Raw genomic sequence first — 13,115 nt, forward strand, 5'->3', positions numbered from 1 at the left:
GCCGTCACGCTACCAACCATTGCATTCGATGCATTACCGCGACAATTAATATTAAAAGGAATTTAAAATGCTGCATTATCCCGAAGAGCGTCTCGCCTTATTCATTGATGGCGCCAATTTGTTCGCGGCTGCCCGCGCGCTGAATTTTGATATCGACTACAAGCGTTTGCTGACTTTCTGCGGTAGAAAAGGGCGCTTGATCCGCGCTTTCTACTATACCGCTCTGGTTGAAGACCAAGAATACTCCCCATTCGACCGTTGGTCGACTGGCTGGACTATAACGGCTACACCATGGTCACGAAGCCGACCAAGGAATACACTGACGCGTCGGGCCGGCGTAAGATCAAGGGCAACATGGACATCGAATTGGCCATCGATGTCATGGAAATGGCGCAGCACCTCGACCACATCATGCTGTTTTCCGGCGATGGCGACTTCCGCCGCCTGGTGGAGGCGGTGCAGCGCAAGGGCGTGCGCGTCTCGGTCATCAGCACCGTGCGCTCGACCCCGCCGATGATCGCCGATGAGCTGCGGCGCCAGGCCGACAACTTCATCGAATTGATGGATTTGGCGCCCGAGATCGCCCGCGCCCATGCCCCCCGCCCGCCGGTGGAGCATGCTCAGCTTATCGACACCACGCCGGTGGAGTGATATCCGGCGCCCTCACGACACACTGTAACGGGCGCCGTTTCCCATGACCCAAATCCTGACGCCGACGGGGCACGATTGCCCCCCACCCCGCCGGGGCGCGACTGCCCGTTGTGCCCCCGGCTGGTGGACTATCGCCTGCGCAACCGCGCGGCCTTCCCCGACAAGCACAACGGCCCGGTGCCGTCCTTCGGTGGATTGGACGCGCGTTTGCTGGTGGTGGGCCTGGCGCCGGGCTTGCGCGGCGCCAACTTCACCGGCCGACCCTTCACCGGTGATTACGCCGGTGACCTGCTGTACGCCACCCTGCTGAAGTTCGGCTTCGCCACCGGCCAGTACCTTGAGCGGCCGGACGACGGTCTGACCCTGATCGACGCGCGCATCACCAACGCCGTCCGCTGCGTCCCGCCGGAAAACAAGCCCACGCCGGAGGAGTCGCACACCTGCCGCCCCTTCCTGGTGGCTGAATTGCAGGCCATGACCAAGCTCAAGGCCGTGGTGGCCCTGGGCTCCGTCTCCCACACCAGCGTCATCCGCACCTTCGGGCTGCGGCAGGCGGCCCACCCCTTCGGCCACGGCGCCCGGCACGACCTGGGCGGCGGCGTGACGCTGTTCGACAGCTACCACTGCTCCCGCTACAACACCAACACCGGCCGCCTGACCGACGCCATGTTCGAGGATGTGTTCAAGGCGGTGCGCCAGTACCTGGGCGCGTGATCGCAAGCCGCCTGATCGCAAGGACGCCCCAAGAAAAAGGCCGGAGGTTCGCCCCGGCCTTTCCTATTTCCAAACAGCGAATGCTTCAGCCCTTGGCCCGCATCAGGCGCGCCTTGTCGCGCTGCCAGTCGCGTTCCTTTTCCGCCTCGCGCTTGTCGCCCTTCTTCTTGCCCTTGGCCACGCCGATCTCGACCTTGGCGTAGCCGCGGTCGTTGAAATAGATCGACAGCGGAATAAGGGTGACGCCGTCGCGGCGGATGGAGGCGAACAGCTTGTCCATCTCGCGGCGGCGGACCAGCAGCTTGCGCGCCCGCTTGGGCTCATGCTGGAAGAAGCGGCCGGCCAGCTGGTATTCCGGAAAATGGGCGTTGATGAGGTACAGCTCCCCATCCCGCTCGCCGGCGTAGGACTTGGCGATGCTGACCCGGCCGGCGCGCAGCGACTTCACCTCCGTCCCGGTCAGCATGATGCCCGCCTCGATCGTTTCGGTAATGAAAAAATCGAAGCGCGCGCGGCGATTTTGCGCGGCGTATTTATGTTCGTCGGCACGTGCCATGGCGGCTATCCGGCCCCTTCCCTCAGCTCAACAGGCCGGCATGGACCAAGGCCGAGCGCACCAGTTCCTGAGTCGCCGGCGTGGTTTCCACCAGCGGCAGGCGCAGTTCCGGACGGCACAGGCCCAGCAGGCTGGCGGCGTACTTCACCGGCGCCGGGCTGGTCTCCACGAACATGGCGTGGTGCAGCGGCATCAGCAGGTCGCGGATACGGGCCATCTCCACCAGGTCACCGCGCACCCAGGCGTTCTGCATCTCCGCGCAGAGGCGCGGCGCCACGTTGGCCGTGACCGAGATGCAGCCGACGCCGCCCTGCGCCAGGAAGGCCGTGGCCGTCGCATCCTCACCCGACAACTGGATGAAGTCGGCGCCCAACTCGACCCGTGTGCGCAACGGCCGCACCAAATCAGCGGTGGCGTCCTTCACGCCAACGATGTTAGGCAACGCCGCGAGGCGGGCCATGGTGGCGATCGACATGTCGATCACGCTGCGGCCGGGGATGTTATAAATGATGATGGGCAGGTCGGCCGCATCATGGATGGCTTTGAAATGCTGGTAGAGACCTTCTTGCGTCGGCTTGTTGTAGTAGGGCGTGACCACCAGGGCGGCGTCGGCGCCCACGGCCTTGGCGTGCTTGGTCAGGCTGATGGCCTCGGCTGTGGAGTTGCTGCCGGTGCCGGCGACCACGGGGACGCGACGGTCCGCGACCTCGACGCACAGCTCGACCAGGCGGCGGTGCTCCTCATGGCTCAGCGTCGGCGACTCGCCGGTGGTGCCGCAGGGGACCAGGCCATGCGTGCCCTCTTTGACCTGCCAATCCACCAGGGCCTGGAAGGCGCGCTCGTCCACTTTACCGTCGGCGAACGGCGTGATCAGGGCGACGAGGGAACCGGCGAGGGCGGGCGTGGCGGTGGTCATCTCTGCAATCTCCGTGGGCATTCGACCCGAAAGGCGCGAACCTTAGCGGCCCGGCACCTGGGTGACAAGCGACGTGAGCGGGGCCCCTGGGCCCCGTTCCAGCGGGGGCTGGCGGCCTTGATCCTGCCGATTTCCCTGATGACCGCCCCGGTGATGGCGTCCCTGGCGGCCCCCTCGGTGGCATGGGCGCAGTCCTCCGGCGATATCAGCACCTATCGCGCCGCCTTCAAGGCCGCGGACAAGGGCAAGTGGGCGGACGCCCACAAGCTGGCCGAGCGCGGGCATGACCCGCTGGCGGACAAGGTGCTGACCTGGATGGACCTGGGGCGCAGCGACACCAGCGCCAGCTTTCAGGAACTCTCCGATTTCATCGACAAGAATCCGGATTGGCCCGGACTGGCGGCCCTGCGGCGCAACGCAGAAATCCGCATGCCCGATTTCGGCGACACTCCGACGCGCGCCTGGTTCGACAAGCATCCCCCCTGACCACCGCCGGGTTCAACCGCTATGCCGACGCCCTGCTGAACCTGGGCGACAGCGAGAAGGCCATCGCGCTGATCCGCGAGCGCTATGTCAAAGGCAACTTCGGCGTGGTGGACGAGCGGACGTTCCGCACCAAGTACGTGGCCATCCTGCGCCCCGCCGACCATTGGGCCCGCCTGGACCGGCTGCTGTGGGAGAATGACGAGGACGGCGCCCGGCGCATGCTGCCCATCGTCGACCCCGGCCATCAAGCCGTGGCGCTGGCCCGCCTGGCCATGGCCGACCTGGACCCCAATGTGGAGCGGCTGCTGCAGCAGGTGCCCGCCCCGCTGATGAGCGAGCCCGGCATCACCTATGAACGGCTGCGCTGGCGCCGGCGCAAGGACATGGACGCCGGCGCGCTGGAGATCGTGGAGAACCTGCCCAAGGATGTGGGGGCCAAGGACGAGGGGAAGGATCTGGGCCATCCCGAGGCGTGGTGGATGGAGCGCCATATCCTGGCCCGCCGCCTGATGGACCAGGGCCAGATGCAGCGGGCCTACCGCCTGGCCGCCAACCATGGCGTGACCGACGGGCTGGGCTTCATCCAGGCGGAGTTCCTGGCCGGCTGGCTGTCCCTGCAGTTCCTGAACAAGCCGGAGCAGGCGCTGGATCATTTCACCCGCCTGTATGAGGGCGTCTCCTCGCCCATCGGGCAGTCCCGCGGCGCCTATTGGGCGGGACGGGCGTGCGAGAAGCTGGGCAATCCGGAGCGCGCCCGCCAGTGGTACGAACTGGCCGCACGGTGGGGAAGCACCTTCTACGGCATGATGGCGCAGGAGAAGCTGGGCCAGGCCGAGGCGATTCCCATCGCCCCGTCCCCCTCCGCCGACGCCCGGTCGCGGTTCGAGAAGAAGGAACTGGTGCGCGCCGCGCGCCTGCTGGACAAGGTCCTGGGCGAGGATGACGACCGCGCGGATCTGTTCCTGCGCAAGCTGTCCCAGGACGCCCAGACGCCGGACGATTTCGTGCTGGTGGCCAAGGCTGCGCTGGAAATGCATCGCCGCGACCTGGGCGTGGGCATCAGCCGGCAGTCGCTGAGCAAGGGCATCGTCCTGGCCGACGCCGGCTATCCCATCGTCTCCAGCCGCCTGCCGGCCCAGCCGGAGCCGGCGCTGATCCACGCCCTGATCCGGCAGGAAAGCAGCTTCAAGGTGGACGCGGCCAGTGGCGCCGGCGCCCTGGGCCTGATGCAGTTGATGCCCCCCACGGCCCAGCAATTGGCCAAGCGCGAAGGCATGAAGTACGCCGTGACCAAGCTGACCCATGACGCGGACTTCAACATCCGCCTGGGCAGCGTTTACGTGCAGGATCTGCTGGATCGGTTCGGCGGCTCCTACATCCTGGCCATCGCGGCCTACAACGCGGGGCCCGGCCGTGTCGCCAACTGGCTGCGCGATTATGGCGATCCCCGGATCGAGGCGGTGGACCCGGTGGACTGGGTGGAGACCATCCCCATCTATGAAACCCGCACCTACGTCCAGCGGGTGCTGGAAAACCTGCACGTCTACCGCATCCGTATGGGGGGGCATCAGATGCCCATGACCACCGATTTGAGGCGGGGCAAGGCCGGATGATGGTTTATTGGCAACACTATTTTGGTTAATGCGCGCAAAAGGTTAGGGGCCGCCCGGTCAGACCTACTGTTAACTTGCGATTAATGACGCGCTCCATATCCTACAGGGGTAAACAAGCCTTCTCTGTAGGAATACGCTATGGCCTCTGTTCCCTTGGCACCGTCGCCGCTTCCGGCCCCGCTTGAGCGGGCCGCTGCCGTGCATCACCGCCTGGTCGAAGCCTTCATCCGGCTGACGCAGGACGAATTGACGCGCCAGCGGGACGAATATGCGCGCGACAGCTTGAATGAACTTTTGGATGTGTTGAAAAGCCAGCGGGTGGCATACATTCCTGGATCTCAAAGATTGGCCAAGGATGCGGCCAATGAATCACGGCCCAGGGACACGATAGCGGCAAACCAGCCGTGACCAGCGTCCGCCAGGATCAGCGTCGGCTTGCGATGTCGCTTGGGATGTATGGCGCGAGTCGGCGGACACATCGCAAAAATCCGCGCATTTTCCCGGCTGAAATCTATCTTTCGTCTACCCGCCAGCCCGATTTGCGATTGTTTGGCCTACCTAAAAGATGAATACGATTGTATTCTTTCAGCTAAACAGTTCTAAAGTGCAAAGCGGCGGTGGGAACGCCGAGTTCACGAGGATGATGCCGGTTGTCAGCGTCTGAACATCTTCCTACTCTCGCCCCAAAATTTTCGCTTCCTACCCCTGTAGGTTATACGGCGTTCCATCTGTGATCCTCGGTGGCGCCTCATCGACTGGAGTAATGCTTATGCCCCGTAGGACTAAGAACACGGTTGTCGCCGAACTCGAAGGCAAGATTGAGGGCCACGTTGCCAGCCGCATTCGCCTGCGGCGCGGTCTTCTGGGCATGAGCCAGTCTGACCTTGCGCGGGCCTTGGGCATCACCTTCCAGCAGGTGCAGAAGTACGAGCGTGGCTCCAACCGCGTCTCCGTCGGCAAGTTGTATCGCCTGGCCGAGATCCTCGACGTGCCGCTGACCTTTTTCTTCGACGATCTGGAGGGCGGCGCCGACCGCCCCGCGCCCACGACCTTCAGCGCGCCGGACGAAGGCTCGCCCCTGCTGTCGCGCCGCGACCTGGACCTGCTGCGCGCCTGGCGCAACGCCCCGGCGGACATCGCCGATTGCGTCGCCGGCCTGCTGCGCGCCGTGTCACAGGAAGAAGACGGCACCGCCCCTTCCGCCACGCCCACCGGCGATGCGGACGAGGAAGCCAGCGATGAGCCCAAGCCCACCCGTCGCCGCCGCGGTGCCGTGTGGGATCCGGCCGACATGTACAAGGCCGCCAAAGCCCCCAAGCGCGGCAAGTCGGCCCCCACGCCGCCGTAAGCACGGGGGATCCGTTACAGAATTCAAAAGGGCGTGCCGGATATCCGCCACGCCCTTTTGTTTTGCCTAATGACGACTAAACGGCATAGTCACGAAAGGAACTTAACCACGACGAGGGCCCCATGTGGACGTGGCTGGCTCGGGTACTTTTGTACCTGCCTTTAATCGGCATGTCGTGCACCGCCATGGCCCAGGTCCCACCCCCGACCGCGGGACAGTTCAAAGCCTTCAAGCAAGCGGGCAAACTCCATAACTATTTTGACTTTGTCACAATTGAGGACTGGGGCGACCGGCTTCATGCCACGTCGACACTGCGGGGTTTACGCGAATGGTCCCAGCCGCTGGCTCGGGCTTACGCCCTGACACCAGAGCAGGCAACCGATCTCCTGCATCTGGTGGTGCTAACCGGCGCCTACGAACATTTTGAACGTGAAGCGCCTCACCAAGCGCAGAAGCTGCGTTTGATTCTACGGAACGCCTTCATCGCGCTGGCGCGAACAAGCAACCACACCACCGTTGTCCTGGAAGCCGCCGGACAGGCCATGGGTGCGGCCCGGTTCTGCGACGCCGCGACCTATCAGGCCTTGCTGCCAGAGGTCGAACCCGGGCGAACCACCGGTGCCTGGCTGCTGGCCCACCAGGCGGATTGCCCTCAATGGTACGCCGGGTTCGCCCACGAAGCGCCTGGGTACAGTGGCGCGGCCCTATGGGGCTTGTCCCGGAGCGCCGACACACCAGATGAATTGGCTCTCCTGGATTATCTGGCCACTGATCGCGCCCTGGTGGACGTCTTCAAAGCGGACCGTGCGGCATTTAAGTTGGCCTATGCACGCCAATACGCCGCCGCGCTCGCTAACGCGGGCCTGGCTGAGCAGCTGGTGCTTTTTGTCGATGGTTTGCCGCCGGATATTCGCAAGCAATTAACGGCAGATGATGGCCCCAACGCCGAAACCGCGATGGTGGATGGGCTGCAACTGGCGCTGCCACAGCCGAACCTCACCGACTTGACCCTGAATCTCGCCGCGGCTGAGATCCTGCAAAAACGGGACGCCGACGCGGACGCCCTCCTGGCGCCTTATACGGTGGACCTGGAGAAAGCCAAGGCGGACATGATCTGCGCGTACAATGCGGATCGGCCTCTGGACCAACCCCACCTCTGGTGGGCGCGCCGCTGCCCCATCATCCCTATGGGCCAACGAAAGCTTATCGTTCTGGACCATCTGCTGCACCATGCGGCGGAGGATCCGTATCCCTTGGCGGAGACGCTCTATGCCGACCACACCTCGCTGGCAGATGGCGGCGGGGTCTGGCCGGCGATAAGCTGCCGGCTGCTGGCGGAAGGCAGCTTGCATAGCATGTGCGACCGGGCATTACGCCCCCGTCCCCTTGAGACCGATCCGGATACACGACAGGCGGCTGCTGTCACAACCGACGCGTTGCGTCTGGTTTTGCCGGATTATGACGCACGGCGTCAGAAGATGGATACCGCCCTGGCGGCCAGCTCAACCGGCCGCGATGCCAAGCAAACAGCGTGGAAGGTCGCGGATAAGCCGCCCCTGCCCCCGCCCTGGGTGTCCTTGCCCCTGCCGTCCATCTGGCGTGGACCGGGGGCGGCATCGAAAAGTGGCGGGACCAGGGGCATGGCCCCCCTGCCCGCCAACTTCCAACAGGTGCGCGTCTGGCATCAAGGGCGTCGCGTGGCCGTGATCAGCGTCGCGGCGATCTATGATCAAGCCTCCGTCAAGTCCCGGGGCGGCTATTGGCTGCATCTGTCGGATGATGGCGGCCAGAGCTGGCGGCCGCCCCTGTACACCGGCCTGGTGGAGCGTTTCCCCTATGTGGTGCGGCGTGACGCCAAACTGCCGCTGCTGGATGGCGACGACCTGACTTTGGCGGTGGATGCCGAGGAACGGGTGCAAACCGAAACCGGCCCCTTCGGCGAACAGACATTCCGGCGGTGGGCGCGTGACCTTTTCCTCCGCATCCCCTTGGCCGAGTTGGCCCGGGACAGCGACGGCGATGGCATGAGCGATATCGCCGAGCGCCATCTCCTGTTGCCGTCCGCCGGGACCACACCGGCCGACGGCCCCCTGCCCATGAAGATCCGACCGGACCAGCCCCGCCCCTGCCCCGTCGCATCCCGATACGATGCCATGGCGCTCGCCACCGTTCTGGCGGCCCGACGCTCCAACCCCAATGACCGTCTCATGGCTTCGCTGGATGATCAGCAGGAACGCCAAGACCAGCCCGGCGCCCCGTACCTCGACAGCGCGCCGCCGACGATAATCGTCGCGCGCCAGGCGGATTTCGCCTGCCTACGGGCAGAGCAGCGCCTGATCGTCTATGATAGGAATGATCCTCGTGTCCAACGCCTGCGGGCGGGGCCAGGAAATTTCGACCCAACCACCGTTACCCCCATCGTCTTCAACGCAGCCCGTGATCGTGGCTTCATCGAAATGGGCGATCGTTGGAGTGGCATCGTGATCCGCCTGAGACGTATCGAGAATGGCTGGCGGCTGGATGTGATCGACCATCGCACTGTCTGACGGCCGTGCACATCCGCGCCCCCCATTGCTCCACGCCTCATTCTTCCAGGGCTCGGCTTCCAGCCTCAGCCCTTCTTCACGAACTCCGCCCGCAGGACCAGGCCCTTGATGGTGTCGTGGCGGCAGTCGATTTCCTGGGGGTCGCCGGTCAGCCGGATGGAACGGATGACGGTCCCCCGCTTCAGCACCTGGTTGGCCCCCTTCACCTTCAGGTCCTTGATCAGGGTGACGCTGTCGCCGTCGGCCAGCAGGTTGCCAACGGAATCACGCACCTCGACCGTGCTGGCGGCAGCGGCACCAGCGGCCGCGTTGGCCGCCGCCTGGCTGGCCGGAATCCACTCGCCCGTGGCCTCGTCATACACAAATTCTTCGTCGGCCGAACTGTTCATCAAGAACCTCAATCTCTGCGTATAAACCGCCCTCGCCCAAGATCACCGGACGGGTGCGGGCGCGATGGCGTTGATATGTCTGTCGCTGCGGCGCCAACAGGCTTCGCCGGTGGGATCAGGGCGCCGGGTGGAAAATAACGGACAGGCGCCCGCCCGTCACTCATCAAAGCCGCCGGGCGCCATGATGGCCAGCATGCCTGATACCCAAGGCTGAAGGAATTGGTCCCGAGGATCAGGCGAGCGCGATGCACTCCAACCGAAGGGGCGTAGGGTCGTCAGCGGTTTCGGCGCCCAGCGTTCCCTTCCCCATAGAGCGCGCAGGCAGGGCCTTGGGCAGCATCGCCAGGCTCAGCACATAGCCGATCACGCCGCTGCCGCCATAGCCCACAATGGGCGTCGGATAGTTCCCCAGCGCCGCCGCGACCAGGGCGACACCCCAAATGGCGGCGAAGACCGCGTAGATTTCCTGGTTGTGCTGGTCGCGTGCCCACCCCACCATTGCCGGCACGAGCATCAGGACGGCACCGGCCAGCACCAGCATCCCCGCGACGGCATGCAGGCTGAAGGCGGCATGGAACACCTTTTCGACGTACGGGGTCGCGGACAGCCTGTCCGCCTGGATCAGCGTGGTGGCAAAGCCGGCGATGGCGCCGGCGAGCGCCCGCGAGACATGGCCATCGTCAGGGCGCATCATCGCCAGGAGCGCAAGGCCGGTGGCCAACATCCCCGCCATGGCCCGGTCGGGCTGCAGGGCCAGGGCCGCGGCCGTAAGGATCATCCCCCAGGTCGAGCGCCGGTTGGTCGACCGGGCAAAGTCGAGAATCATCAACGGGAGAAGGACGAGGCTGGGCTGGATGAAAAGGCCGCCCAGGTTCACCCAGCGCGCGGCATCGTCGACCCGGGCGCCACCGAGCGCCGTCGCCAGCAGCAGGACCGACAGCAAGAGCGTCGTCGTACCGGGCCACAGGCGAACCGTGGGCCCAGCCCGGCGGATCGCGACCAGCATGCCGAGGCCCAGGAGCAGCGCGACGGCATTGACACCCAGGTACCGCCCCGGCGCCCCCGCCATCGCCAAATACCCAAGGCCCAGCCCGACAGCCGCGATGGCGCAGGCGATGCCGATGGCGCGAGGATGGACGGTCATGCCGGCGGATGAGGAGGCCCTGTCGAAGGACAGCACCATTTGGCGTACGTGGTGGGCCAGAATCAGGGGCAGAAGACCGCACAGGCCACCGGCCGCGAAGCGCAGGGCGGCGGCGTCGCTTTCGATCCCGGCGGTTTCAAGGCGTACGGCCGATCCCCAGTCTTTCAGATCGGCCGGCAAGACCCTTTCCAGGAGATCGCAAGCCAGGACAGCAAGACCACGCCACAGTCCGCAGCTCATATCGTCACCTCACGGGGATTCAGGGGGCCCGCCGTCACCGGTGCGGGCGGGTTGGCCTGGGCGAACCGGAGGCCGGCGGCGGTCAGGCGATAGGCGTGGCGCGGCGGCCGGCCCGCCTCCACCGGCGGCTGCCACTGCGCTTCCAGATACCCCAGGCCCTCCAGCCGGATGAGCAACGGGTATAGGGTCCCGGACTTGACACCGGCCAGCTGGGCCAACTCGTAGCCGTGGCGCCAGGCGCCCGGCACCTCCAGAAGGACGGCGAGAATAATCCTCGCCTGATGGGATGGGGTTCGCGTGCGGGTCATGCCCATTAAATCTACCTATGTAGATTTATTGTCAAGAACGGGTCTTTGGGCGCCTCCCCCCGGAACTCTTGCTGTGGCGATTTTTGATAACCGGCCCCGGAAACGACAAAGCCGCCCCGAAGGGCGGCTTGTCCGTTCACTTGCCTCACGATGTGGCCTGGGCAAGTGATGGCGGAGGGGATGGGATTCGAACCCACGGTACCAGTTTCCCGGTACGACGGTTTAGCAAACCGTTGCCTTCAGCCACTCGGCCACCCCTCCGTCCACCGACTGTCGTCGGCGGTTCGCGTATGTACTCGGGCAGCGGCCCCCTTGTCAACGATAACGGTGAGGAAAAATCGCGGGAAAATGAAAAGGGGGACCCGGAGGCCCCCCTGCCCATGCCCCGCTGGCCGACATGCCCGGCGGAGCGTCACTTTTCCCTGTCGAACCAAGGCGCAAGGCCCCGGTCCTCATCTCAGACCTTCGGACCTCAGCCCTTCAGCTTGGCGGTCAGGATCTCGTTCACCAGGGCGGGATTCGCCTTGCCCTGGGTCGCCTTCATGACCTGGCCGACGAAGAAGCCGAACAGCTTGTCCTTGCCGCTGCGGAACTCCGCCACCTTGTCGGCGTTGGCCGCCATCACGGCCGCGATGGCCTGGTCGATGGCGCCCGTGTCCGTCACCTGGCGCAGGCCCTTCTCCTCCACGATCTGGGCGGCGGGCTTGCCCGTCTCAAGCATGTCGGCGAACACCTCCTTGGCGATGCGGCCGGAGATGGTGTTGTCGGCGATCAGGTCGATCAGTCCGCCCAGCGCCGCGGCGCTGATGGGGGAGCTGTCGATATCGGCACCCGTCTTGTTCAGCGCGCCCAGCAGGTCGCCGATGACGAAGTTGGCCGCCATCTTGGGATCGCGGCCCCGGGCCACCTCTTCATAGAAGTCGGCGCGCGAGCGCTCCGCCACCAGCACGCCGGCGTCATAGACCGGCAGCTTGTAGTCGGCCATGAAGCGGGCCTTCTTCTCATCCGGCAGTTCCGGCAGGGTTCGCGCGATCTCCGCCACCCAATCGGCGTCCAGGTCCAGCGGCAGCAGGTCCGGATCGGGGAAATAGCGGTAATCCTGCGCATCTTCCTTGGAGCGCATGGACCGCGTCTCACCCTTGTTCGGATCCCACAGGCGGGTTTCCTGCACCACCACGCCGCCGTCCTCGATCACCTGGATCTGGCGGTGGGCCTCATACTCGATGGCCTGCTGCACATAGCGGATGGAGTTGACGTTCTTCGTCTCCGTCCGCGTGCCGAACCCCGCCCCCGGCTTGCGCACCGACACGTTGATGTCGCAGCGCATGGAGCCTTCCTCCATGTTGCCGTCGCAGGTGCCGAGATAGCGCAGGATGGTGCGCAGCTTGCGCAGGTAGGCGGCGGCCTCCTCCGGGGTGCGCATGTCGGGTTCCGACACGATTTCCATCAGCGCCACGCCGGCCCGGTTCAGGTCAACGTAAGTCTTGGTCGGGTTCTGGTCGTGCAGGCTTTTGCCCGCGTCGATTTCCAGGTGCAGGCGGGTGATGCCGACCTCACGCGTGGAGCCGTCCGCCAGGTCCAGCACGATGGTGCCCTTGCCCACGATGGGCTGCAGGTACTGGCTGATCTGATAACCGGCCGGGTTGTCGGCATAAAAGTAGTTCTTGCGGTCGAAGACCGAGCGCAGGTTGATCTGCGCCTTCAGGCCCAGGCCCGTGCGCACCGCCTGCTCCACGCACACCTCGTTGATCACGGGCAGCATGCCGGGGAAGCCCGCGTCCACGAAGCTGACTTGGCTATTCGGCGCGGCGCCGAAGGCGGTCGCCGCCCCGCTGAACAACTTGGCATTGGAGACGACCTGGGCATGAACCTCCAGCCCGATCACCACTTCCCATTCGCCCGTCTCGCCTGCAATCCGATAAGCCATCGTCTTCGCCATCAAGTCCAATAATGGAGTGAGAGAGGTTTTCTGGCCGGAATCGCGTGAAAACGCAACCGGCTTGGGCGGGAGGCTGCCTGGACGATGGCGTTGGGTGGGCGTGGTGGACGAACCCCGCCCGCCATCTTCAGGCCCAGGTTGGAAAATATGGTTAAGCATTTAATATTTTATTTTGCATATGACGCGACGGCAAAAATTAAGACATCATTAAAGAATGAGGCCATATTCAGTGGCCATTAACAGATTAACCACTCGCGACATAATG

Annotated in this window: 12 protein-coding genes, 1 tRNA gene and 1 pseudogene; 7 read left to right on the plus strand and 7 right to left on the minus strand. The window is 64.8% G+C overall.

Translation table 11 applies throughout. The features are described 5' to 3' along the window. Positions 1–67: 67 nt before the first annotated feature. Both ULB03_RS12915 and ULB03_RS12920 read left to right on the plus strand, forming a co-directional pair. Positions 68–651: pseudogene (locus tag ULB03_RS12915) on the plus strand (LabA-like NYN domain-containing protein). A gap of 75 nt (positions 652–726) precedes the next feature. After that, on the plus strand, positions 727–1,365 hold the full coding sequence (locus ULB03_RS12920; RefSeq protein WP_322483497.1) for a uracil-DNA glycosylase: 639 nt from the start codon (positions 727–729) through the stop codon (positions 1,363–1,365). Between the two features lie 85 nt (positions 1,366–1,450). Here the strand turns inward: ULB03_RS12920 and smpB are convergent, their stop codons facing one another. Together smpB and dapA are read right to left on the minus strand one after the other, a co-directional pair. Next, complete coding sequence (smpB, locus tag ULB03_RS12925) at positions 1,451–1,921, minus strand: SsrA-binding protein SmpB (RefSeq protein ID WP_322483498.1); 471 nt, start codon at positions 1,919–1,921, stop codon at positions 1,451–1,453. Positions 1,922–1,943: 22 nt separating this feature from the next. Then, entirely contained in the window at positions 1,944–2,837 is an 894-nt protein-coding gene (gene dapA, locus ULB03_RS12930) for a 4-hydroxy-tetrahydrodipicolinate synthase (RefSeq protein ID WP_322483499.1), read from the minus strand. Between the two features lie 117 nt (positions 2,838–2,954). Between dapA and ULB03_RS12935 the strand changes: the two genes are divergently transcribed. The 5 genes from ULB03_RS12935 to ULB03_RS12955 all read left to right on the plus strand — a co-directional run bounded on the left by ULB03_RS12935 (position 2,955) and on the right by ULB03_RS12955 (position 8,830). After that, complete coding sequence (locus ULB03_RS12935) at positions 2,955–3,323, plus strand: hypothetical protein (RefSeq protein WP_322483500.1); 369 nt, start codon at positions 2,955–2,957, stop codon at positions 3,321–3,323. Continuing rightward, positions 3,224–4,936 carry a lytic transglycosylase domain-containing protein gene (locus ULB03_RS12940; RefSeq protein ID WP_322483501.1) on the plus strand — a complete coding sequence of 571 codons (1,713 nt, stop codon included), beginning with the start codon at positions 3,224–3,226 and terminating at the stop codon, positions 4,934–4,936. The genes ULB03_RS12935 and ULB03_RS12940 overlap by 100 nt, the downstream gene beginning before the upstream one ends. A gap of 138 nt (positions 4,937–5,074) precedes the next feature. Then, positions 5,075–5,344, plus strand: a complete 270-nt coding sequence (locus ULB03_RS12945; protein WP_322483502.1) for a hypothetical protein — start codon at positions 5,075–5,077, stop codon at positions 5,342–5,344. A gap of 361 nt (positions 5,345–5,705) precedes the next feature. Next, a complete protein-coding gene (locus ULB03_RS12950; protein WP_322483503.1) occupies positions 5,706–6,284 on the plus strand; it encodes a helix-turn-helix domain-containing protein in 579 nt (192 codons plus the stop codon). 122 nt (positions 6,285–6,406) lie between these two features. Continuing rightward, positions 6,407–8,830 carry a hypothetical protein gene (locus tag ULB03_RS12955; protein ID WP_322483504.1) on the plus strand — a complete coding sequence of 808 codons (2,424 nt, stop codon included), beginning with the start codon at positions 6,407–6,409 and terminating at the stop codon, positions 8,828–8,830. A gap of 65 nt (positions 8,831–8,895) precedes the next feature. Here the strand turns inward: ULB03_RS12955 and ULB03_RS12960 are convergent, their stop codons facing one another. From ULB03_RS12960 to gatB, 5 genes are all read right to left on the minus strand, one after another. Continuing rightward, positions 8,896–9,219, minus strand: coding sequence for an alkylphosphonate utilization protein (locus ULB03_RS12960; protein WP_322483505.1), 324 nt, complete (start codon positions 9,217–9,219; stop codon positions 8,896–8,898). A 232-nt stretch (positions 9,220–9,451) separates the two neighbouring features. Beyond that, positions 9,452–10,543, minus strand: coding sequence for a hypothetical protein (locus ULB03_RS12965; protein WP_322483506.1), 1,092 nt, complete (start codon positions 10,541–10,543; stop codon positions 9,452–9,454). Positions 10,544–10,599: 56 nt separating this feature from the next. Next, entirely contained in the window at positions 10,600–10,911 is a 312-nt protein-coding gene (locus ULB03_RS12970; protein WP_322483507.1) for a PadR family transcriptional regulator, read from the minus strand. Positions 10,912–11,080: 169 nt separating this feature from the next. After that, a tRNA-Ser gene (locus ULB03_RS12975) sits at positions 11,081–11,172 on the minus strand. 211 nt (positions 11,173–11,383) lie between these two features. Next, positions 11,384–12,838 (minus strand): Asp-tRNA(Asn)/Glu-tRNA(Gln) amidotransferase subunit GatB, encoded by a 1,455-nt coding sequence (gene gatB / locus ULB03_RS12980; protein WP_322483508.1) that lies wholly within the window; start codon positions 12,836–12,838, stop codon positions 11,384–11,386. Positions 12,839–13,115: the final 277 nt, after the last annotated feature.

The organism is Nitrospirillum goiasense (assembly GCF_034427435.1).
In the GTDB taxonomy this organism is placed as follows: Bacteria; Pseudomonadota; Alphaproteobacteria; order Azospirillales; family Azospirillaceae; genus Nitrospirillum.